Source organism: Streptomyces sp. NPDC001889, from assembly GCF_053594535.1.
The window spans coordinates 39,161-60,268 of sequence record NZ_JBSFER010000025.1; the positions used below are offsets into that span (position 1 = coordinate 39,161).

Genomic DNA, 21,108 nt, shown 5'->3' on the forward strand with positions numbered 1-21,108 from the left:
GCGAGCGGTCCGCGACGTATTTATGGGTGACGGGGCGACGGTACGGGGGATATCCAGGGGAAAAGTGCAGTATGGGGCCATGAGTGAGGAGCCACAGCGACCGGGCTGGTCCGCCAGGGACGCGACCGCGCCCGGGCCGGGACCGGGACCGGAGCCGGAACGGAAACGGTCCCGCGCCCGCCGGCCCCGGCGCACCGGATGGCGCCGGCTGGTCCCCACCTGGCGCATGGCGCTCGGCGGGGTCCTGCTGCTCGCACTGCTGCTGATCGGCGGCTTCGCCGCGGGGTACGCGCTGGTCCACATCCCGTCCGCCAACGCCGCGGCCACCGCCCAGTCCAATGTCTATCTGTACGAGGACGGCAGCCAGATCGCGCGCGACGGCGAGATCAACCGGGAGAACGTCGACCTGGCGCGGGTGCCCCTGACCGTCCAGCGGGCCGTGCTCGCCGCCGAGGACCGCGACTTCCACTCCGAACGGGCCGTGGACCCCCAGGCCATGGTCCGCGCCGCCTGGAACACCCTCACCGGCAAGGGCAAACAGTCCGGCTCCACCATCACCCAGCAGTACGTCAAGAACTACTACCTGGGCCAGGAGCAGACCATCTCCCGGAAGTGGAAGGAGTTCTTCATCTCGATCAAGCTCAGCCGGGAGCAGAGCAAGAGCGAGATCCTCCAGGGCTACCTCAACACCAGCTACTTCGGCCGGAACGCCTATGGCATCCAGGCCGCGTCCCAGGCGTACTACGGCAAGGACGTCGCCGAGACCGACACCGCCGAGGGCGCCTATCTCGCCACCCTGCTCAACGCGCCCAACGCGTACGACACCGCCACCCACCCCGAGAACCGCTCCGCAGCCGTCGCCCGCTGGAACTACACGCTCGACGGCATGGTGAAACAGAAGTGGCTCACCCCCGCCGAACGGGCGAATCTGGTCTTCCCCGAGCCCCGGCGGGCCAAGCCCGCGAACGGGCTCTCCGGGCAGCGCGGCTATGTCGTCCAGGCCGTCGAGGAGTACCTCACCGCCCACCGCGTGCTGGACGAGAACACCCTCGCCGCCGGCGGCTACCGCATCACCACCACCCTGGAGCGCGCCAAGCAGGACGCCTTCGTCCGCGCGGTGGACGACCAGGTGATGGACCAGGTGGACGGCGAGGCCCGCCCCGCGGACCGCAATGTGCGGGTCGGCGGCGTCTCGATCGACCCCGCGACCGGGGAGGTCGTCGCCATGTACGGCGGCGTCGACTACACCCGGCAGTACGTCAACAACGCGACCCGCCGGGACTACCAGGTCGGCTCCACCTTCAAGCCGTTCGTCCTCGCCGCCGCGATCGAGCACGGCTCCCGCACCCAGGACGGCCGGCCCATCACCCCGTACACCGTCTACGACGGCACCGACAAGCGTCCGGTCCAGGGGTGGAGCGGGAAGCGGTACGCCCCCGAGAACGAGGACGGGACCTCCTACGGGCCGATCACCGTCACCGAGGCCACCGACAAGTCCGTGAACGCGGTGTACGCCCAGATGGCGATGGACGTGGGCCCGGCGCGGGTGCGGCAGACCGCGATCGGTCTCGGGCTGCCCGCGAGCACCCCCGACCTCACCGCTTCGCCGTCCATCGCGCTCGGCCCGGCCACCGCGAGCGTGCTGGACATGGCGGAGGCGTACGCCACCCTCGCCAACCACGGCCGGCACGGCACGTACACGATGGTCGCCGAGGTCACCAAGGACGGACAGCCCGTGCCGCTGCCCGAGCGCCGGACCCGGCAGGCGATCAGCCGGGAGGCCGCCGACACGACCACGGCGGTCCTCCAGAGCGTGGTGGCGGGCGGCACCGGCACGGCCGCCCAGTCGGCGGGCCGCCCGGCCGCGGGCAAGACGGGGACGGCGGAGGAGGACCGGGCCGCGTGGTTCGCGGGCTACACCCCGCGACTCGCGACCGTGGTCGCGGTGATGGGGCAGGACCCGGACACCGGTGCGCAGAAGCCGCTGTACGGGGCGCTGGGGCTGCCGAGGATCAACGGCGGCGGGGCACCGGCGCGGATCTGGGGGCAGTACACCGGAACGGCCCTGGCCGGCAGCGAGATCGTGGAGTTCGAGCTGCCGGCCCCGGCGGGGGTGCCGGAGCCGATGGCCTCGCCGGGGCCGGCGAGCCCGGGGGGCACGGCCCCGGTGCCGGGCTCCGGCCGGCCGCTGCCGGCGATGACCCTCCCGGCACCGCAGCGGACACCGGGCGAGAGCCCCGGGGTGCCCGGGGAGCCGGGCGCGGGTCCTCCGGTGCCGGGCCCCGGGGGGCCGGGCGCGGCGATCGGCGGGCTCGGTGACATCGCCGGAGTGGACGGGATCGGCGGCGCCGAGGGGACCGAGGGCGCGGACGCGCTGGGCGACGCGGTGCTCAACGGGCTGCCCGAGCCGGGCGACGGGGGCGCGCCCGGCGCGCCGCGGGAGGAGCCGGGGCCGGCGGGTCCCGAGGGATCGCCGCAGGCCACCGGCCCGCAGTGACCGGCGACCGCTGGTGACCGGTGCGGGTCACCAGCGGGCCGGGGAGGGACCCGGCCGCCACAGGGGGGGAAGCGGGGCGGCCGGGAGCTGGGGGTGGGCGCGGGTACGGGGGCGGGGTCAGTGGCCGGAGGTCGCCTTGAGGCCGACCACCGCGACCAGCAGCAGTGAGACGAAGAAGATCCGGGCCGCGGTCACCGGCTCGTTCAGCGCCACCATGCCGACGATCGCCGCACCGGCGGCGCCGATGCCGACCCAGACGCCGTACGCGGTACCGATCGGCAGCGTCTTGGCGGCCTGCGCCAGCAGGACCATGCTGGTGACGATCCCCGCGCCGGTGAACACACTCGGCCAGAACTTGGTGAAGCCCTCGGTGAACTTCATCCCGATCGCCCAGCCGACTTCGAGGAGACCGGCGACGATCAGGAGAACCCAGGCCATGACACACCTCCGACGACGGGGACTTCCACGGGGTGCGTCGTCTTTACGGGGCCCGGTACGGCGCGTCTCGTCGGGGTGTGCCCACCGTAACAAAAACGGGGCCCGGGGGCCGGTGAGTTGGATCACCAGCCCCGGCGGGCCCCGACAGCGCCCGGGGCGTCTCTTTCGGATCGTGCCGGGGCTCGCGAGCCCCGGCACCGGACCCCGCTCACCGATCCGGCCCGACCCGACCCGAGGGAAACTCCCTAGAGGTAGAGGCCGGTGGAGTCCTCGGAGCCCTGGAAGCGGTCGGCCGCGACGGCGTGCAGATCGCGCTCCCGCATCAGGACGTACGCGACCCCCCGCACCTCCACCTCGGCACGGTCCTCGGGGTCGTACAGCACCCGGTCGCCCGGCTCCACGGTCCGCACGCTCTGTCCCACCGCCACCACCCCGGCCCAGGCGAGCCGGCGGCCGACGGCGGCGGTCGCGGGGATCACGATGCCCCCGCTGGAACGCCGCTCCCCCTCCGGGATGTCGGTCCGCACCAGCACCCGGTCGTGCAGCATCCGGATGGGGAGCTTGTCGTGCTGGGAGCCGTGCTCCTGGGTGCTGTGTTCATGACTGTTGGCGCTCACGCTCCGAACCTACCCGCCCCACGGGGCCGCGGTGCCCGCACGGCCGCCGGCAACGCGGGCCCCGCTCACCTCCGGTCCTTGCGGGAGGAGACGGCGAGCAGCCCCACCACCCCCACGACCAGCAGCGCCACCGGGACCACCCGCTCCAGCCGGGGCGCGCCGTCCTCGGAGACGAACTTCGAGCGCACGTCCGAGACCGTGCGGTTCAGCACCGCGAAGGCGCGCCCGGTGGTGCGGTCCACCTTCTCGCTGACCTTCGCCCTGGCGTCGCCGATGACGGTGCTCGGGTGCACCCGCACCCCGATCTCATCGAGCGTCCCGGCAAGCTGCTCGCGCCGGCGGACGATGTCCGCCTCGATCTGCGCAGGGGTCCTCGCGTCCGACACCGCGCTGCCTCCGTGGTCGTGATCCGTTACCTATGCCATCGACAGTCTGTCAGCTCAGCCGCGCCCACACCCCACGGCACCCCTATTACGCTCGACGCCGTACACCCGCGTACACCCGCACGGCGCGGCATCCGCCGCCGTGCGCGGCCCGGTCCGACGAGGAGAACCATGAGCGAGCGACTCCAGCCCGGCGACACCGCCCCCGCCTTCACCCTGCCCGACGCGGACGGCAACGAGGTCTCACTCGCGTCCCACCGGGGCCGGAAGGTCATCGTCTACTTCTACCCCGCCGCCCTCACCCCCGGCTGCACCAAGCAGGCCTGCGACTTCACGGACAATCTGGAACTGCTGGCGGACGCGGGCTACGACGTCATCGGCGTCTCCCCGGACAAGCCGGAGAAGCTCGCGAAGTTCCGCGAGAAGGAGGCGCTGAAGGTGACCCTGGTCGGCGACCCGTCGAAGGAGACGCTGGCCGCGTACGGCGCGTTCGGCGAGAAGAAGCTGTACGGGAAGACCGTGACCGGGGTGATCCGCTCCACGGTGGTCGTGGACGAGGAGGGCCGGGTGGAGCACGCGTTCTACAACGTGAAGGCCACCGGGCATGTCGCCAAGATCATCAAGGATCTGGGGATCTGAGGGGGCCGGGGCCGGGGGCCGGGGGGCCGGGGGGTCCGGGAGGGCCGCCCCGGCTGCCGGGCGGTCACCGGCACCTGGCTCCGGGGGGAAATCGCCGCACGTGGAGCGGCCTCCCCCCTGCCCACCGCTGCCGCCCGCCCGCTAACATGGCAGGCGGCCGGCGGCCGTTGCTGAACTGGTATAAGCGAAGGTTTTAGGTGCCTTTGGACGCAAGTCCATGTGGGTTCGAATCCCATCGGCCGCACGCACCGGTGAATCGAAGGCCCGACCCCCGCTCTCCGGGAGCCGGGCCTTCGGTCTGTCCCGCCCCCGGAGGGTCAGCCCAGCAGCTCCGCGATCACCGGGACCAGGGCGCGGAAGGCCTTGCCGCGGTGGCTGATCGCGTTCTTCTCGTCCGGGGTCAGCTCCGCCGCCGTGCGGGTCCCGCCGTCGGGCTGGAGGATCGGGTCGTAGCCGAAGCCGCCCGCGCCGGCGGGGGCGGTGCGCAGGGTTCCGGGCATCCGTCCCTCGGTGACGCGTTCGGTGCCGTCGGGGAGGGCCAGGGCCGCCGCGCAGGCGAAGTGGGCGGCGCGGTGGGGCGGGGCGATGTCGGAGAGCTGGGCGAGGAGGAGATCCAGGTTCGCGGTGTCGTCGCCGTGGGTGCCCGCCCAGCGGGCGGAGAAGATTCCGGGGGCGCCGCCGAGGACGTCCACACAGAGGCCGGAGTCGTCGGCGACGGCGGGCAGTCCGGTGGCGCGGGCCAGGGCGTGGGCCTTGAGGAGGGCGTTCTCGGCGAAGGTGACGCCGGTCTCCCTGACGTCGGGGACCTCGGGATAGGCGTCGGTGCCGACGAGTTCGTACGGCAGACCGGCGTCCGCGAGGATGGCCCGCAGTTCGGTGATCTTCCCGGGGTTGCGGGTGGCGAGGACGATGCGTGTCATACGCCGATTATCCGGGCCCGCGGATCGGCGGGGATCCGGGGCCCGGGTCGGTGGGCGGACGTACGGACGGGCGGGCGTCGGGGCCGGCCGGAGACCGGGTCCGACGCCCGCCCGCCGGCGGTCGTCAGGGGCTGCAGACCTTGGTCATCTCGGAGGCCGCGTCGGTGACCGGGCTGATGTCGGGGGTGGCGTCGCCGCCCTCGATCGACTTGCGGACGTTGTCGACAGCGGTGTTGAGGTCGTCGGCGGCCTTCTTCACATCGGCGTTGTCGGACTTGTCGCTCAGCTCCGACAGCTCCTTGTCGATGGAGTCGAGGGCTTCGCGGGCCTGGGTCGGGTCCTCGGCCGCGCTTCCCACGGCCTGGGTGAGCTTCTCGACGCTGCTGGTCACGGCCTTTGCCGTGTCGACGCAGTCCAGAGCCTTGTCGATGGCGCCACAGCCGACTGCGGCCGGCAGGACGAGAGCTGCGGTGACAAGAGTGAGTGCGATACGGCGGCGCGCGGCCATGGAACGTGTCCCTCCCGGACGATCTGGCCGGGCACACGGTTGAGCCCGTGTGCCCGTGCCACTAACGACGCCCATAGGGGCGTTCTTGGTTGCTTCTTTACCCGGCTTTACCCGGCGGGGTGGTCAGCCGGCTTCCCCGGTGCCGGCGAGGGCGTCGCGCTGGAGCGCGGCGAGGTCGGCGCAGCCGCCGGCGGCGAGGTCGAGCAGGGCGTTGAGCTCCGCGCGGTCGAAGGGCTCGGCCTCGGCGGTGCCCTGGACCTCGACGAAGCGGCCGTCGCCGGTGCAGACGACGTTCATGTCGGTGTCGGCGCGCACATCCTCCTCGTAGCAGAGGTCGAGGAGCGGGGCGCCGTCCACGATGCCGACGGAGACGGCGGCGACGGTCCCGGTCAGCGGCTTGCGTCCGGCGCGGACCAGCTTGCGGCCCTGGGCCCAGGTCACGGCGTCGGCGAGGGCGACATAGGCGCCGGTGATCGCGGCGGTGCGGGTGCCTCCGTCGGCCTGGAGCACATCGCAGTCGAGGACGATGGTGTTCTCGCCGAGGGCCTTGAAGTCGACGACGGCGCGCAGGGAGCGGCCGATGAGACGGCTGATCTCATGGGTGCGTCCGCCGATCCGGCCGCGCACGGATTCGCGGTCGCCGCGGGTGTTGGTGGAGCGCGGCAGCATCGAGTACTCGGCGGTGACCCACCCCTCCCCGCTGCCCTTGCGCCAGCGGGGCACGCCCTCGGTGACGGAGGCGGTGCAGAAGACCTTGGTGTCGCCGAAGGAGATGAGGACGGAGCCCTCGGCGTGCTTGCTCCATCCGCGCTGGATGGTGACCGGGCGGAGCTGTTCGGGGGTGCGGCCGTCGATTCGAGACATGGCGTTGAGCCTATCGGCTGTAAGGAAGGGCCCCGCTCGCCGTGGAGCGGGGCCCTTCCGCGGGTCAGCGGCCGCCGGTCACATCATGTCCTCGATCTCGGCGGCGATGGGGTCGGCGTCGGTGCCGATGACGACCTGGATCGCGGTGCCCATCTTGACGACTCCATGGGCGCCCGCGGCCTTGAGCGCGGCCTCGTCGACGAGGCCGGGGTCGGCGACTTCGGTGCGGAGCCGGGTGATGCAGCCCTCGATCTCCTCGATGTTGTCGACTCCGCCGAGCCCGGCGACGATCTTCTCTGCCTTGCTGGCCATGCTCTTCTCCCTGCGTGTCAAGCGGCGCCCGCACCGGGCGCTTCGCGCTGCTTCGGCCCACCAGCGGTCCGGTTTGCCACGGTAACGCACGGTTGGCCCATCTTCACGGGCGGGTAACCGCCGCGTACCGAATGATGACGATCACCGGCGCCCGCACCCGGCGGCGTACCACAACTGGTCTACACCAGTTCGCAAGGACTGCCAAACCAGGCCCTTTCGGGAGGATGCCGATGAGCGCAGGGAGCGCCACCGCACCGCAGCCGTCCGTGTGGAGCAGGCTCTTCCAGGGCTTGCAGAAGATGGGGCGCAGCCTTCAGCTCCCCATCGCCGTCCTGCCGGCGGCGGGCATCCTCAACCGGCTCGGCCAGGACGATGTCTTCGGCACGGACGGCCTGGGCTGGAACGACGTCGCCAAGGTGATGGCGGGCGCGGGCGGGGCGCTGCTGGACGCCAATATCGGGCTGCCGCTGCTCTTCTGTGTCGGCGTCGCGATCGGGATGGCGAAGAAGTCGGACGGCTCGACCGCGCTGGCGGCGGTCGCGGGCTTCCTCGTCTACTACAACGTGCTGCTCCAGTTCCCCAAGGACTGCGAGGTCGGGGGCCAGGTGGTGGTCGCCGGCTGCCAGGGCGCGGACGGCACCGTCACCCCCTTCACCTATCAGAACCCCGGTGTCTTCGGCGGCATCGTGATGGGGCTGCTGGCGGCGTACTTCTGGCAGCGCTACCACCGGACGAGGCTGGTGGACTGGCTGGGCTTCTTCAACGGCCGCCGGCTCGTCCCGATCATCATGTCCTTTGTGGCGATCGTCTTCGCCGCGCTCTGCCTGTGGGTCTGGCCGCCGATCGGGAGCGCGCTGGAGAGCTTCAGCGACTGGCTGGTGAGCCTGGGCGCGTGGGGTTCGGGGATCTTCGGGGTCACCAACCGGGCGCTGCTGGTCATCGGGCTGCACCAGTTCCTGAATGTGCCGATCTGGTTCCAGCTCGGCAGCTACACCGAGCCGGACGGCACGGTGGTGCACGGCGACATCACGATGTTCCTGGCGGGCGACCCGAACGCGGGCCAGTTCACCACCGGTTTCTTCCCGATCATGATGTTCGCGCTGCCGGCGGCGGCGCTGGCGATCACCCACTGCGCGCATCCGCACCGCCGCAAGGAGGTGGGCGGGCTGATGCTCTCGGTCGGACTCACCTCCTTTGTGACGGGTATCACCGAGCCGATCGAGTACTCATTCCTCTTCGTCGCCCCGGCGCTGTACGCGATCCACGCGGTGCTCACCGGTGTTTCCATGGCGGTGACCTGGGCTCTCGGCGTCAAGGACGGATTCAGTTTCTCGGCCGGGCTGATCGACTATGTGATCAACTGGAGTCTGGCGACCAAGCCGTGGCTGATCATTCCCATCGGACTCGGTTTCGCGGTGGTGTATTACGTGCTCTTCCGATTCGCGATCACCAAATTCGATCTTCCGGTGCCGGGGCGGGAGCCCGAGGACATCGGGGAGCAGCTGGAGCGCGACAATGTGAAGTAGCCGCTCCGGCGGGGGTGTTGTACGGCCGAAGGGGTTCGGCGGGACCGCGACCGGGTCCCGCCGGACCCCTTTCGCGCGGCGCCTTGACGGGGCCGGCGGGGCCTGCGGGATTCCGGGTGCCCGGTGACGTACCGATCAATTCGCAGGGGTCCTGATTAATCGACCCCTTTTCGCAGGTTCCTTATCCAACCCTCACGTGTTACAAAGGTCTACACCACTGAGTGGTGTAGACCACGCGGGGGCGTGCCACGGCCCCCTGAGCACAAAGGACACGCCCATGACCACGGCCGGCGCCGCCCCCGCGGCTCAGAAGAAGAGAGGCGCGGCTGCGATGGCTGTCATGCAGCGCATCGGCCGCAGCCTGATGCTGCCGGTGGCGGTGCTGCCCGCCGCGGCGCTCCTGGTCCGCCTCGGCAATGACGACATGCTGGGCCGGGATTCCTTCCCGGACTTCGTGACCTCGTTCGCCGGATACATGCACGCGGGCGGCAATGCGCTGCTCGACAATATGCCGCTGCTCTTCGCCGTCGGCATCGCGATCGGCTTCGCGAAGAAGTCGGACGGCTCGACGGCGCTGGCCGCCGTCACCGGATATCTGGTCTTCAAGAACGTGCTGGCCACCTTCACGGACAAGAACCTCCCGAAGGTCGCCGAGGTCGTCGACGGCAAGATCGTGATGCAGGAAGCCCCGGTGGACGCCAAGGTCCTCGGCGGTGTGGTGATGGGCCTGGTGGTCGCCCTGCTCTACCAGCGCTTCTACCGCACCAAGCTGCCCGACTGGGCCGGCTTCTTCGGCGGCCGGCGGCTCGTCCCGATCCTCTCCGCCTTCGCGGGTCTCCTCATCGGCATACTCTTCGGCTTCATCTGGCCCGTCCTCGGCACCGGGCTGCACAACTTCGGGGAGTGGCTGGTCGGCTCCGGCGCGGTGGGCGCGGGTATCTTCGGCGTCGCCAACCGGGCGCTGATCCCGGTCGGCATGCACCATCTGCTGAACTCGTTCCCCTGGTTCCAGGCCGGTTCGTACGAGGGCAAGAACGGCGACATCGCGCGCTTCCTCGCCGGCGACCCGACCGCCGGACAGTTCATGACCGGCTTCTTCCCGATCATGATGTTCGCGCTGCCCGCCGCCTGTCTGGCGATCGTGCACTGCGCCCGCCCGGAGCGCCGCAAGGTCGTCGGCGGGATGATGCTCTCGCTCGCGCTGACCTCGTTCGTCACCGGAGTGACCGAGCCGATCGAGTTCACCTTTATGTTCATCGCACCGGTGCTGTACGCGATCCACGCGGTGCTCACCGGTGTCTCCCTGGCGCTGACCTGGGCACTCGGCATGAAGGACGGCTTCGGCTTCTCGGCCGGAGCGGTGGACTTCCTGCTGAACCTGGGGATCGCGTCCAACCCGTGGGGGCTGGCGCTGGTGGGGCTCTGCTTCGCGGCCGTGTACTACGTGGTCTTCCGGTTCGCGATCACCCGGTTCAATCTGCCGACACCGGGCCGCGAGTCGGACGAGGAGCTGGCCGAGCTGCTGAAGGCCGAGGGGAAGTAGCCCCCTCCCCCGTACGACGAGGGCGCCCCGGTTCCGCGGACACCACCGCGGAGCCGGGGCGCCGCCGTCCGTGGACGGTGCGGGCCGCCGCCGCTAAACGGTGTAGACCGTGCCCGCGGTGGCCAGCTCGGCGGGCCCCCGGTAGACGGCGCGGGCGTCCGCGAGGTTCCGCTGCCCGTCGGTCCACGGCGGGACATGCGTCAGCACCAGCCGGCCCGCGCGGGCCCGCGCGGCGTGGGCGCCGGCCTCTCGGCCATTGAGGTGAAGACCGGGGACATCCTCCTTGCCGTAGGTGAAGGACGCCTCGCACAGAAAGAGGTCCGCGCCGTCGGCCAGCTCGTGCAGCGGCTCGCAGACCCCGGTGTCCCCGGAGTACGCCAGCGTCCGGCCGCCGTGCTCCAGCCGGATGCCGTACGCCTCGACGGGGTGGGCCACGCGCTCCGTGCGGACGGAGAACGGGCCGATGTCGAAGCTGCCGGGCTTGAGGGTGTGGAAGTCGAAGACCTCGCGCATGGAGGAGGGCGAGGGGGTGTCGGCGTAGGCGGTGGTGAGGCGCTGTTCCGTGCCCTCGGGGCCGTAGACCGGGATGGCGTCGCAGCGTCCGCCGTCGTGGCGGTAGTAGCGGGCGACGAAGTACCCGCACATGTCGATGCAGTGGTCGGCGTGGAGGTGGCTGAGGAAGATGGCATCGAGGTCGTACAGACCGATGTGACGCTGCAGCTCGCCGAGGGCTCCATTGCCCATGTCGAGGAGCAGCCGGAAGCCGTCGGCCTCTACGAGGTAGCTCGAACAGGCCGATTCCGCGGACGGGAACGACCCCGAGCAGCCGACGACGGTGAGCTTCATGGAGCTTGGACCTCCGTTGACGGGGAGGAGGGCTGGGGGTGGGTCTGGGTCGTGCGGTCCGTTGAGCGTAAAGCGCAAAAGGGAGTGCCGCTCCTTCGGGGAGGGGCGTTGTGGGCGAACTCACCTGCGCTGTCACCGATTCGGAGGGCGCGCGGGGGGAGCGTTCGGGGGGCGGCGGAAGCGGGGACGGAAGCGGCGGCGGAACGGGGCCGCCGGCGCGGGGGCCCGGGGCACGGAAGAGGGGCCCCGGGGGCCGGGCCCCCGGAGCCCCCGGCTCCTTGTGCGTGGTCGGGCGGTCAGGCCCAGAGCTGGCCCTGGAGCAGCTCGATGGCCTCTTCCGTCGTGGGCGCGGTGTAGACGCCGGTGGAGAGGTACTTCCACCCTCCGTCGGCGACCAGGAAGACGATGTCCGCGTCCTGTCCGGCCCTGACCGCCTTCTGGCCGACGCCGATGGCCGCGTGCAGGGCGGCGCCGGTGGAGACCCCGGCGAAGATGCCCTCCTCCTGGAGCAGCTCCCGGGTGCGGCGCACCGCGTCGGCCGAGCCCACCGAGAAGCGGGTGGTCAGCACCGACGCGTCGTACAGCTCGGGCACGAAGCCCTCGTCCAGGTTCCGCAGTCCGTAGACCAGGTCGTCGTAGCGCGGCTCGGCGGCGACGACGGCGATGTCCGGGACGTGCTCCCGCAGGAAGCGGCCGACGCCCATGAGGGTGCCGGTGGTGCCGAGGCCGGCCACGAAATGGGTGACGGAGGGCAGGTCGGCGAGGATCTCCGGGCCGGTGGTGGCGTAGTGGGCACCCGCGTTGTCGGGGTTGCCGTACTGGTAGAGCATCACCCAGGACGGGTTCTCGGCGGCGAGTTCCTTGGCGACGCGGACGGCGGTGTTGGAGCCGCCCGCGGCCGGGGAGGGGATGATCCGCGCGCCCCACATCGCCAGTAGCTGCCTGCGCTCCTCGCTGGTGTTCTCCGGCATCACGCACACCATGCGGTAGCCCTTGAGCCGGGCCGCCATCGCCAGGGAGATGCCGGTGTTGCCGGAGGTCGGCTCCAGGATGGTGCAGCCGGGGGTGAGCCGGCCGTCCTTCTCCGCCTGTTCGATCATATGGAGCGCCGGGCGGTCCTTGACCGAGCCGGTGGGGTTGCGGTCCTCCAGCTTGGCCCAGATGCGGACGTCGTCCGAGGGGGAGAGCCGGGGGAGGCGGACCAGCGGGGTGTTGCCGACGGCCGCGAGCGGGGAGTCGTAACGCATCGGATCAGTACATTCCGCCGGCGACCGCCGGAAGGATGGTGATGGTGTCGCCGTCGCTGAGCTTGGTGGCGATGCCGTCCAGGAAGCGGACGTCCTCGTCGTTGAGGTAGACGTTCACGAAGCGGCGGAGCTGGTCCCCGTCCACGATGCGCTCCCGGATGCCGCTGTGCCGGGTCTCCAGGTCGGTGAGGAGGTCGGCGATGGTCTCGCCGCTGCCCTGGACGGCCTTTTCGCCGCCGGTGTAGGTGCGGAGGATGGTCGGAATGCGGACGTCGATGGCCATGGCGTGGACTCCAGTCGGAAGCACTTGAGGGCGTAAGGGCGGCAGTCGAGAGGCTCGGCGGACTCTGACGGTCTGTCTGCGCGGCTGCGTGGCCCCCGCGCGGTGGGGCGGGTACGTCGGGTGAGCTTTCCCTGCTCGGGGGAGCTCAGGGACACATCGCGCTGGCGAGGCGGCAGAGGTCGACATGGAGCCGCGCGACGAGCAGCACGGTGCCGCCTGGCGTCTTGTCGCTCATGTCGTGGAGAACCATGCGGTCATCGTATCGATTCCCGGTCCGGGTTCTGGAATGTGATCTCGCATCGCGGACGGAGTCCGCTCACCATGCGGGCGGGACGTAGGTGATGGAGGGGGCTCCGGTCACCGGGTGGACCGCGATCTCGGCGCGGACCTGATAGACGTCGGCGAGGAGTTCGGCGGTCAGCACCTCCTTCGGGGTGCCGGAAACGACCAGCTCTCCGTCGAGCAGCACATGGAGCCGGTCGCAGTAGTGCGCGGCGAGGTTGAGGTCGTGCAGCGCCAGCAGGCTGGTGGTGCCCAGGGTGCGGATGAGGCCGAGGATCTCCAGCTGGTGGCGGATGTCGAGATGGTTGGTGGGCTCGTCCAGGATCAGCAGCGCGGGCCGCTGGACCAGGGCCCGCGCGACCAGGGCGCGCTGGCGCTCCCCGCCGGAGAGGGAGGGGAAGGCCCGGTGGGCGAGGCCGGTCATGGAGAGCCGGGCCAGGGCGTCGTCGACCGCGTCGGTGTCGGCGGAGGTGTCGGGTTCCCAGAAACGTTTGTGCGGGGCGCGGCCCATGGTGACGATCTCGCGGACGGTCAGCTCGAACTCCCCCGGGCTGTCCTGGGGCACGCTCGCCACCCGCCGGGCGCGCGCCTTGGGGCCGAGCGCGGTCAGATCGTCCCCGTCGAGCAGGATGCGCCCGGCGGCCGGGGTCAGCGCTCCGTACACACACCGCAGCAGGGTGGTCTTGCCGCTGCCGTTCGGCCCGACCAGGCCGACGGTCTCGCCGGGGCGGGCGGTGAGGTCGACACCCCGGAGCAGGGTGCGGCCCCCGGTCTCGTAGGTGACTCCGGTCAGGGTGAGGTCGGCGCTCACAGAGGGGCTCCCGGTGTCCGGTGCGATTCCCGGTGCGATTCCGGGTGGGGGCTCTCCGGCGCGGCGGTCGGCGGCGCGGCGGTCACAGGGCGGCTCCCCGGTCGGTGCGGGAGCCCATCAGCCAGAGGAAGAGCGGGCCGCCGATGAGGGCGGTGAGCACTCCGACCGGGATGTCCTGCGGGGAGGCGACGGTGCGGGCGGCGAGGTCGGCGACGACCAGGGCGACCGCGCCGCCGAGCGCGGCGACCGGGAGGAGCGCCCGGTGGGTGGCGCCGACCAGCAGCCGGGCGGCGTGCGGCACCATCAGCCCGATGAAGCCCACCGCGCCGCTCGCGGAGACCAGGACGGCGGTCACCAGGGAGACCAGGATGAAGACGGCGGCCCGGAAGCGGGAGACGTCCAGTCCGAGAACGGTGGCGCTCTCCTCCCCCACCAGCAGCAGATCCAGCGGCCTGGCCAGCGAGAACAGCAGCGGGAGCGCGAGACAGAGCACCGCCCCCGGCAGCCAGACGCTCTCCCAGCGGGCGCTGCCGAGGCCGCCGAGCGACCAGTACAGGGCCTCGCGGAAGTGCTCGGGGCGGGCGGAGGCGACCAGGACCAGGGTGGTGAGGGCGGTGAGGATGTACGAGACGGTGACACCGGCCAGCACCAGCCGGGCGCCGGTCATGGTGCCGCCGCGGCGGGCGAGGCCGTAGACCAGGATCAGCGCGCCGAGCGCGCCGGCGAAGGCGCCCGCAGGCATGGCGACGGCGGTGGTGGCGCCGATGCCGAGGGTGAGGACGACGACGGCACCGGTGGACGCGCCGGAGGAGATCCCGAGGAGGAAGGGATCGGCGAGCCGGTTGCGCACCAGCGCCTGGAGCACGGTCCCGCAGACGGCGAGCCCGGCGCCGACGGTGATGCCGAGCAGCACGCGCGGCAGCCGCACGTCGATGACGATGGTGCGGAAGGGGCTGGGGGCGGCGCCGGGGAGCAGGGCCTCGACGACCCGCGCGGGCGGGATGGCGACGGAGCCGATGCCCAGGCCCGCGATCACCGCGGCGGCCAGGGCGACGAGCAGCCCCGCGATGACGGCTCCGTACCGCAGCCGCCCGGCGAGAGGGGACGACCCGGGCGCCGGGTCCCCGCCGGGCGCGGGCGGCCCGGGCGGGGCGGCTGCCGTGAGCGCGGGCGGAGGCACCGGCGAGGACGGAGGCACCGGCGAGGGCGGAGGGACCGGCGCGCCGGGCCGCCGGCCTTCCGGCCGGGGCCCGGGGCGCCGCGTGCCGGGTTCCACGGAGGAGGTCACCGGGCGAGCTGCGGGGCCAGCTTGGCGATGGCGTCGGGCGCGCGCACCCCGAGGACCGCGTCGGAGAGCGGCAGCACCGCGAACTTCTTGTTCCGCACCGCCGGCACATCGCGCAGGGCGGGGTCCTTGAGCAGGCGCTGCTTCTTCTGCTCGACGCCGGTGGCGCCGTAGTCGAGGATGACGATGACCTCGGGCTTGCGGGCCACGACCTGCTCCCAGGTGGCGTCGCCGAAGGACTTGTCGATGTCGGCGAAGACATTCCGGCCGCCGGCCCGGTTGATCAGCTCGTTGCCGATGCCCTTGCCGCCCACCGTGAACGCGGTCTTGTCGCCGCTGTCGTAGACGAAGACGGGCAGCGGCTCGCTCCCCTTCAGCTCCTTCTCGGTCCTCTTCACGGTGGCGCGCGCGCCGGCCACCCACTGCCCGGCGCGCTCGCCGACGCCGAAGGTGCGGCCGATCTCGTCGATCTCGCGGTAGACGTCGTCCATGGAGGTCCGGCCCTTGGTGCAGTACTCCAGGTTGAGCCGGGACTCGATGCCGGACTTCTTCAGCTCTTCGCGGGTGCGGCCGTCCTTGGACTCGAAGGCGCTGGCGTACCCGCCGTAGACGAAGTCGGGGTTGGCGGCGAGGAGCTTCTCCTTGGAGGGGTACTCCTTGGCGAGCACGGGTATCGCGCCGTACGCCTTCGCGTACTCCGGCAGCACCTTGTCGTCGAGGTAGGCGGTGCCGACGAGCGACTTCTCCAGGCCGAGTTCCAGCATGATCTCGGTGACGTGCTGGTTCATGGTGACGACCCGGCGGGGCGCCTGCTCGAAGGTGGTCCGCACCCCGCAGTTGTCGACGGTGTACGGGAAGGAGGAGCCCGGCCGGGCCGCCTTCTCCTCGCCGTCGCCGGCGGCCGGGGAATCGCCGCCCGCGCCGCAGGCGGCGAGCGGCAGCAGCAGGGCGGCGGTGAGCAGGGCGGTCAGGGGTGCGGAACGGCGCCTGGACATGACGGGGTACGGCCTCCTCCGGGGATTTCCACGTCCCCTGGGTGATGGGAGAAGGGCGGCGGGTCAGTTCCTGGCTGCCAGGCCGTGGCCTGGTCACAGTGGCGGGACCGCGCCGGACTCGCACCGGCTTCCTGGGTCCCACCGCCCCTTTTCAGTCACGGCCGGAGTGGAGCTCCGGCCAGGGATCAGTATGCATCCACCACCTTGATGTCCTCTTCGGTGACCTCTCCGTCGACGATGCGGAAGGAGCGGAACTGGAAGGGTCCCGCGGCGTCGGTGTCGGCCGTGGAGACCAGGACGTAGTGCGCGCCGGGCTCGTTGGCGTAGGTGATGTCCGTGCGGGAGGGGTAGGCCTCGGTCGCGGTGTGCGAGTGGTAGATGATGACCGGCTCTTCGTCGTTGTCGTCCAGCTCGCGGTAGAGCCTGAGCAGGTCCGCCGAGTCGAACTCGTAGAACGTGGGAGAGCGGGCGGCGTTGAGCATGGGGATGAAGCGCTCGGGACGGCCGCTGCCCTCAGGGCCCGCGACCATGCCGCATGCCTCGTCGGGGTGGTCGGCGCGGGCGTGCGCCACGATCCGGTCGAAGAGATCCTGTGTGAGGGTCAGCATGCCGATCAGGATAAACAGACGAACGGCGGCGGGCGGGCGCGTACCGGAGTCCGGTACGCGCCCGCCCGCCGCGGGTGCCGGGGCGTGTCGCGGGTCAGCGCTTCACGAACGCCGCTCCCCGCGGGTTGCGCTTCTTCAGCACCAGATACGACACGCCGAGGATCAGGGCCCAGACGGGCGCGCAGTACAGCGAGATCCTGGCGTCCTTGTCGATGCCCATCAGCACGACCACCATGCCGATGAACAGGAGCGCGAACCAGCTGGTGTACGGCGCGCCGGGGGCCTTGAAGGTGGACTGGGGAAGCTCGCCCCGGTCGGCCTTGGCGCGGTAGCGGATCTGGCTGACGAGGATCATCACCCAGGCCCACATGCCGGAGATGGTGGCGAAGGAGACGATCTTGTTGAAGGCCTCACCGGGCCACTGGTAGTTGATCCAGACACCGATCAGCATCAGGCCGGCCGAGAAGGTGGTGCCGAGCAGCGGGATGCCGTTCCTGGTGAGCCTGGTGAAGAACTTCGGGCCCTGGCTGTTGAGCGCGAGGTCGCGCAGCATCCGGCCGGTGGAGTACATGCCCGAGTTGCAGGAGGACAGCGCGGCGGTGAGGACGACGAAGTTCACGATGGCCGCGCCGGTCTGGAGGCCCATCTCGTCGAAGGCGGCGACGAAGGGCGAGACACCGGGCTGGAAGTTGGTCCAGGAGACCACCGACAGAATCATGATCAGCGCGCCGATGTAGAAGACGGCGATCCGCACGGGCACGGTGTTGATGGCCTTCGGGAGGTTCTTCTCGGGGTCCTTGGACTCACCGGCCGTGACACCGACCAGCTCGACCGCGAGGAAGGCGAACATCACGATCTGGAGGGTCATCAGCGTGCCGCCGATGCCCTTGGGGAAGAAGCCGCCGTCGTCCCAGAGCAGGCTGACGGAGGCGGTGTCGCCGGCGTCGGAGAAGCCGAGGGTGAGGATGCCGAGACAGATGAGGATCATGCCGATGATCGCGGTGACCTTGACCATCGAGAACCAGAACTCCAGCTCGCCGAAGAGCTTCACGGAGATCAGGTTCGCGCCGTAGAGGATGATCGTGAAGGCCAGCGCGGAGATCCACTGGGGGACGTCGAACCAGTACGTCATATAGCTGGCGGCAGCGGTGACCTCGGTCATCCCGGTGACGACCCAGAAGAGCCAGTAGGTCCAGCCGGTGACGAAGCCGGCGAAGGGGCCGATGAACTCCCGCGCGTACTCGGAGAACGAGCCGGCGACCGGGCGGTACATGAGCAGCTCGCCGAGGGCGCGCATGATGAAGAAGATGACCACGCCCGCGATGGCGTAGGCCAGGATGAGGCTGGGTCCGGCCTTGGAGATGCCCTTGCCCGCGCCGAGGAAGAGACCGGTGCCGATCGCTCCGCCGATCGCGATCATCTGGATCTGCCGGGCGTTGAGCGCCCGGTGGTAACCCTGGTCCTCCGGCGGACCTCCGGCGGTGCCGGTGGTCGTGTCGACGGGCCCCGCGACACCCTTGCCGTCGTGCCCGTCATCCTTGCCGACCTGCACTGAGGTCATGGTGGTGCGCCCTTTCTCCATGCGGACCCGCGCCCGCTGCGGCTGGCGCGCGGATGCGGATCAGGTCCTGATCCCCCCGGATACGGATGGAGTGCCACCGGCGATCCGCCGGCTCAAGCGCCCCCAGGGGCATGGGTGGCGCCCCTGGCGGTCGTGAAGATTTATCACGGTGACCACGGAGATCATCGGGCAATAGTGTGGCGTGCACCACAAAGATAAGCGGACAAATAACGCACGGCACGACAGAGCGTCCAAGCGTGGTGACGTGATCGTTATCCGGATTTGAGCGTCCGCTGAGCGTCCGCCGGAGCCCTCCACACGAGCCCCACAGGATGTCCATACAGGTCCGAAAGGGCGGGAAAGCCCACCGGAGACCCATCGGAAGCCCCACCCGGCGGACCGGGCGGGGCGGAGGGAAGGGGGCGGGCCACCCAGGGGCCGCTCGGGGGCCGTTCAGGGCCCGCTCGGGGGTCCGTCGGGGGTCCGTCGGGGGCCGTTCAGGGCATGAGGGTCTCGACCAGGGTCTCCTGGAGCACCCCGAGCCAGAGATAGGCCATCACCATCGGCTTGCGCGGATCGGTGTCCGGCAGCCGGTAGAGCGTGTCGGCCTCGTCCTCGTCGCCGACCTCCAGCCGGGTGCCGATGGTCAGCCGGAGGTCGTTGAGCGCCCGGAGCCAGTGGGCGCTGTCGTCGGCGGTCAGCCGCAGCACCGCGCCGCCCTCGCCGTCCACCGTGAGGCCGTCGAGGCCGCGCACCACCGCCACCGCGTCGTCGCGCTTGTGGGCCCGGAGGTCGTTCTCGGTGAAGCGCCGGAACTCGGAGGACGCGGCCCGCTGCTCCTCGTCGGGCCTCTCCGTGCCGGGGCCGGAGTACGCGTCCGGGAAGAGGCGGGCGAGCGCGGGGTCGGAGGGCGCCTCGCTGGGCCCCTCGGCGAAGAGGGCGGCGAGCGGATCCTCGCCCTCCGCGGGCGTCTCGCCCGGTCCGATCAGTTCGAGGAGCTGGACGGCGAGCGAGCGCAGGATGGAGATCTCGACCTCGTCGAGCGCGATGGCCGCGCCGCCGCCGGGGACCGGCTCGAAGTGTCCCGGCATCAGGTGCGGTCCTGCGACAGGGTCGCCCACAGCCCGTAGCCGTGCATCGCCTGCACGTCGCGCTCCATCTCCTCGCGGCTGCCGCTGGAGACCACGGCCCGTCCCTTGTGGTGGACGTCGAGCATCAGTTTGCGCGCCTTGTCCTTGGAGTAACCGAAATACGCCTGGAAGACGTAGGTCACATAGCTCATCAGATTCACGGGATCGTTGTGGACGAGCGTCACCCACGGCACGTCGGGCTCGGGAACGGCGAAGGTCTCCTCGGCCGATTCGGGACGTTCGATCTCTGTGGGAGCAACACTCACCTGATCCATGCTGCCACTCGGGGAGCCCCCGCGCATAAACGGTCACCCCATCTCGTCACTCTGACGAAATGTGGGGTAGCATCCTGGCCATGGCTGGATCGCCCGGGTTCTCCGGGCACCCGACGCGAAAGTGCGAGGCTGAGTGCCGTGAACACCGCTGACCTGGGACTGCCGGTGGACGTCCCGTCCACCGCCCTCTTCACCGACCAGTACGAGTTCACGATGGTCCAGGCGGCCCTGCGCGCCGGCACCGCCGGGCGCCGTTCCGTCTTCGAGGTCTTCACCCGGCGGCTGCCCGAGGGGCGGCGGTACGGGGTCGTCGCGGGCACCGGGCGGGTACTCGACGCGGTGGAGAACTTCCGCTTCGACGCCGGCGTGCTGGGGTTCCTGCGCGAGCGGGGGATCGTGGACGAGCCGACGCTGGAGTGGCTCGCCTCCTACCGCTTCCGCGGGGACATCCAGGGGTACCCGGAGGGCGAGGTCTACTTCCCCGGCTCCCCGCTGCTGCGGGTCGAGGGCACCTTCGCGGAGTGCGTGCTGCTGGAGACCGTGATCCTCTCCATCCTCAACCACGACTCGGCGATCGCCGCGGCGGCCTCCCGGATGTCCGCCGCGGCGGGCGGGCGCCGGCTGATCGAGATGGGCGCCCGGCGCACCCATGAGCTGGCCGCGGTCGCCTCGGCCCGCGCCGCCTACGTCGGCGGCTTCGACTCCACCTCCGACCTCGCGGCCGGGTTCCGCTACTCGATCCCGACCGTCGGCACCAGCGCCCACGCCTTCACCCTGCTGCACGACAGCGAGCGCGACGCCTTCCGGGCCCAGGTGGACTCCCTCGGCCGCTCCACCACCCTGCTGGTGGACACCTACGACGTGGCCGAGGCCGTCCGTACCGCCGTGGAGATCGCGGGCCCGGGGCTCGGCGCCGTACGGATCGACTCGGGCGATCTCCTCCTCGTCGCCCACCGGGTGCGGCAGCAGCTCGACGAGCTGGGCGCGCGCGACACCAGGATCACCGTCACCTCCGATCTGGACGAGTACGCCATCGCCTCGCTGGCCGCCGCTCCGGTGGACGCGTACGGGGTGGGCACCCAGCTGGTGACCGGCAGCGGGCACCCCACCTGCTCGATGGTCTACAAGCTGGTCGCCCGGGCCCGCTCGGGCGAGCCCGGGGCGCCGCTGGAGCCGGTGGCGAAGAAGTCCCTGGGCGCGAAGTCCTCCCTCGGGGGCCGCAAGTGGGCCGCCCGGCGGCTGGACGCGGACGGGGTCGCGGAGGCCGAGATCGTGGGCCTCGGGGCCGTACCGCCGGAGCTGGCCGGCCGGCAGCTCCTGGTGGAGCTGGTCAGGGGCGGGGAGATCGTGGGGCGGGAGCCGCTGGACGCGGCCCGGCAGCGGCACATCGAGGCACGGGCGGGGCTGCCGATGTCCGCCATTCAGCTCTCCCGGGGGGAGCCGGTGCTGCCCACCGAGTATGTGTGAAGCGGCTGTGCGCGGTAAGGCTCACCCGTGCGCCGCCCTCGCGCCCCGCGCCGCCCGGGGAGGCCCTCCCG

23 protein-coding genes, 1 tRNA gene and 2 riboswitches are annotated in these 21,108 nt (G+C 71.2%); of the genes, 6 read left to right on the forward strand and 18 right to left on the reverse strand.

The annotated features are described in order from the left end of the window. Positions 1-79 precede the first annotated feature (79 nt). On the forward strand, positions 80-2,497 hold the full coding sequence (locus tag ACWCRA_RS27355; RefSeq protein ID WP_451068861.1) for a transglycosylase domain-containing protein: 2,418 nt from the start codon (positions 80-82) through the stop codon (positions 2,495-2,497). Positions 2,498-2,614: 117 nt separating this feature from the next. On the opposite strand, the gene ACWCRA_RS27360 is transcribed toward ACWCRA_RS27355, so the two are convergent. From ACWCRA_RS27360 to ACWCRA_RS27370, 3 genes are all read right to left on the reverse strand, one after another. After that, positions 2,615-2,935, reverse strand: coding sequence for a DMT family transporter (locus ACWCRA_RS27360; RefSeq protein WP_351554233.1), 321 nt, complete (start codon positions 2,933-2,935; stop codon positions 2,615-2,617). Positions 2,936-2,966: 31 nt separating this feature from the next. After that, positions 2,967-3,025: riboswitch (guanidine-III (ykkC-III) riboswitch) on the reverse strand. A gap of 155 nt (positions 3,026-3,180) precedes the next feature. Further along, a complete protein-coding gene (locus tag ACWCRA_RS27365) occupies positions 3,181-3,552 on the reverse strand; it encodes a GroES family chaperonin (protein ID WP_351559217.1) in 372 nt (123 codons plus the stop codon). 65 nt (positions 3,553-3,617) lie between these two features. Continuing rightward, positions 3,618-3,938 (reverse strand): DUF3618 domain-containing protein, encoded by a 321-nt coding sequence (locus ACWCRA_RS27370; protein ID WP_351559219.1) that lies wholly within the window; start codon positions 3,936-3,938, stop codon positions 3,618-3,620. Between the two features lie 168 nt (positions 3,939-4,106). Here ACWCRA_RS27370 and bcp point away from each other — a divergent pair, with 168 nt between their 5' ends. Together bcp and ACWCRA_RS27380 are read left to right on the forward strand one after the other, a co-directional pair. Next, complete coding sequence (gene bcp, locus ACWCRA_RS27375) at positions 4,107-4,574, forward strand: thioredoxin-dependent thiol peroxidase (RefSeq protein WP_351559221.1); 468 nt, start codon at positions 4,107-4,109, stop codon at positions 4,572-4,574. Between the two features lie 160 nt (positions 4,575-4,734). Next, positions 4,735-4,818, forward strand: a tRNA-Leu gene (locus tag ACWCRA_RS27380). Positions 4,819-4,891: 73 nt separating this feature from the next. Here the strand turns inward: ACWCRA_RS27380 and rdgB are convergent. From rdgB to ACWCRA_RS27400, 4 genes are all read right to left on the reverse strand, one after another. Beyond that, the gene (rdgB, locus tag ACWCRA_RS27385; RefSeq protein WP_351559223.1) at positions 4,892-5,494 is read right to left on the reverse strand and encodes an RdgB/HAM1 family non-canonical purine NTP pyrophosphatase; all 603 of its coding nucleotides are present in this window, start codon (positions 5,492-5,494) and stop codon (positions 4,892-4,894) included. Between the two features lie 124 nt (positions 5,495-5,618). Continuing rightward, positions 5,619-6,002 carry a hypothetical protein gene (locus ACWCRA_RS27390; RefSeq protein WP_351559225.1) on the reverse strand — a complete coding sequence of 128 codons (384 nt, stop codon included), beginning with the start codon at positions 6,000-6,002 and terminating at the stop codon, positions 5,619-5,621. A gap of 123 nt (positions 6,003-6,125) precedes the next feature. Further along, entirely contained in the window at positions 6,126-6,866 is a 741-nt protein-coding gene (rph, locus tag ACWCRA_RS27395) for a ribonuclease PH (RefSeq protein WP_351559227.1), read from the reverse strand. Between the two features lie 78 nt (positions 6,867-6,944). Beyond that, positions 6,945-7,178 carry a PTS glucose/sucrose transporter subunit IIB gene (locus ACWCRA_RS27400; protein ID WP_351559229.1) on the reverse strand — a complete coding sequence of 78 codons (234 nt, stop codon included), beginning with the start codon at positions 7,176-7,178 and terminating at the stop codon, positions 6,945-6,947. 230 nt (positions 7,179-7,408) lie between these two features. Here ACWCRA_RS27400 and ACWCRA_RS27405 point away from each other — a divergent pair, with 230 nt between their 5' ends. Then, positions 7,409-8,704 (forward strand): PTS transporter subunit EIIC, encoded by a 1,296-nt coding sequence (locus ACWCRA_RS27405; protein WP_351559231.1) that lies wholly within the window; start codon positions 7,409-7,411, stop codon positions 8,702-8,704. A gap of 277 nt (positions 8,705-8,981) precedes the next feature. Continuing rightward, positions 8,982-10,247, forward strand: coding sequence for a PTS transporter subunit EIIC (locus ACWCRA_RS27410; protein ID WP_351559233.1), 1,266 nt, complete (start codon positions 8,982-8,984; stop codon positions 10,245-10,247). A gap of 93 nt (positions 10,248-10,340) precedes the next feature. Here the strand turns inward: ACWCRA_RS27410 and ACWCRA_RS27415 are convergent, their stop codons facing one another. The 11 genes from ACWCRA_RS27415 to clpS form a co-directional block, all read right to left on the reverse strand. Then, positions 10,341-11,093: an MBL fold metallo-hydrolase gene (locus ACWCRA_RS27415; protein ID WP_351559235.1), complete on the reverse strand. Its 753-nt coding sequence runs from the start codon at positions 11,091-11,093 to the stop codon at positions 10,341-10,343. A 296-nt stretch (positions 11,094-11,389) separates the two neighbouring features. Beyond that, positions 11,390-12,340, reverse strand: a complete 951-nt coding sequence (locus ACWCRA_RS27420) for a PLP-dependent cysteine synthase family protein (protein WP_351559237.1) — start codon at positions 12,338-12,340, stop codon at positions 11,390-11,392. 4 nt (positions 12,341-12,344) lie between these two features. Beyond that, positions 12,345-12,623 (reverse strand): MoaD family protein, encoded by a 279-nt coding sequence (locus ACWCRA_RS27425; protein ID WP_351559239.1) that lies wholly within the window; start codon positions 12,621-12,623, stop codon positions 12,345-12,347. A 145-nt stretch (positions 12,624-12,768) separates the two neighbouring features. Then, positions 12,769-12,873 carry a putative leader peptide gene (locus tag ACWCRA_RS27430; protein ID WP_351559241.1) on the reverse strand — a complete coding sequence of 35 codons (105 nt, stop codon included), beginning with the start codon at positions 12,871-12,873 and terminating at the stop codon, positions 12,769-12,771. 66 nt (positions 12,874-12,939) lie between these two features. Further along, positions 12,940-13,716 carry an ABC transporter ATP-binding protein gene (locus tag ACWCRA_RS27435; protein WP_351559243.1) on the reverse strand — a complete coding sequence of 259 codons (777 nt, stop codon included), beginning with the start codon at positions 13,714-13,716 and terminating at the stop codon, positions 12,940-12,942. Positions 13,717-13,798: 82 nt separating this feature from the next. Then, entirely contained in the window at positions 13,799-14,803 is a 1,005-nt protein-coding gene (locus ACWCRA_RS27440) for a FecCD family ABC transporter permease (RefSeq protein ID WP_351559249.1), read from the reverse strand. 197 nt (positions 14,804-15,000) lie between these two features. Next, a complete protein-coding gene (locus tag ACWCRA_RS27445) occupies positions 15,001-15,996 on the reverse strand; it encodes an ABC transporter substrate-binding protein (RefSeq protein WP_451068862.1) in 996 nt (331 codons plus the stop codon). Positions 15,997-16,040: 44 nt separating this feature from the next. Continuing rightward, positions 16,041-16,153: riboswitch (cobalamin riboswitch) on the reverse strand. A 28-nt stretch (positions 16,154-16,181) separates the two neighbouring features. Then, positions 16,182-16,604, reverse strand: a complete 423-nt coding sequence (locus ACWCRA_RS27450) for a M67 family metallopeptidase (RefSeq protein ID WP_351559247.1) — start codon at positions 16,602-16,604, stop codon at positions 16,182-16,184. A 94-nt stretch (positions 16,605-16,698) separates the two neighbouring features. Further along, positions 16,699-18,165: an amino acid permease gene (locus ACWCRA_RS27455; RefSeq protein WP_351559820.1), complete on the reverse strand. Its 1,467-nt coding sequence runs from the start codon at positions 18,163-18,165 to the stop codon at positions 16,699-16,701. Between the two features lie 497 nt (positions 18,166-18,662). Next, positions 18,663-19,256: a DUF2017 domain-containing protein gene (locus ACWCRA_RS27460; protein ID WP_351559822.1), complete on the reverse strand. Its 594-nt coding sequence runs from the start codon at positions 19,254-19,256 to the stop codon at positions 18,663-18,665. Then, entirely contained in the window at positions 19,256-19,570 is a 315-nt protein-coding gene (gene clpS / locus ACWCRA_RS27465) for an ATP-dependent Clp protease adapter ClpS (RefSeq protein ID WP_351559824.1), read from the reverse strand. Before clpS ends, ACWCRA_RS27460 begins: the two co-directional genes overlap by 1 nt. A gap of 138 nt (positions 19,571-19,708) precedes the next feature. Here clpS and ACWCRA_RS27470 point away from each other — a divergent pair, with 138 nt between their 5' ends. Beyond that, positions 19,709-21,037: a nicotinate phosphoribosyltransferase gene (locus ACWCRA_RS27470; protein WP_451068863.1), complete on the forward strand. Its 1,329-nt coding sequence runs from the start codon at positions 19,709-19,711 to the stop codon at positions 21,035-21,037. The last annotated feature ends 71 nt before the right edge of the window (positions 21,038-21,108 follow it).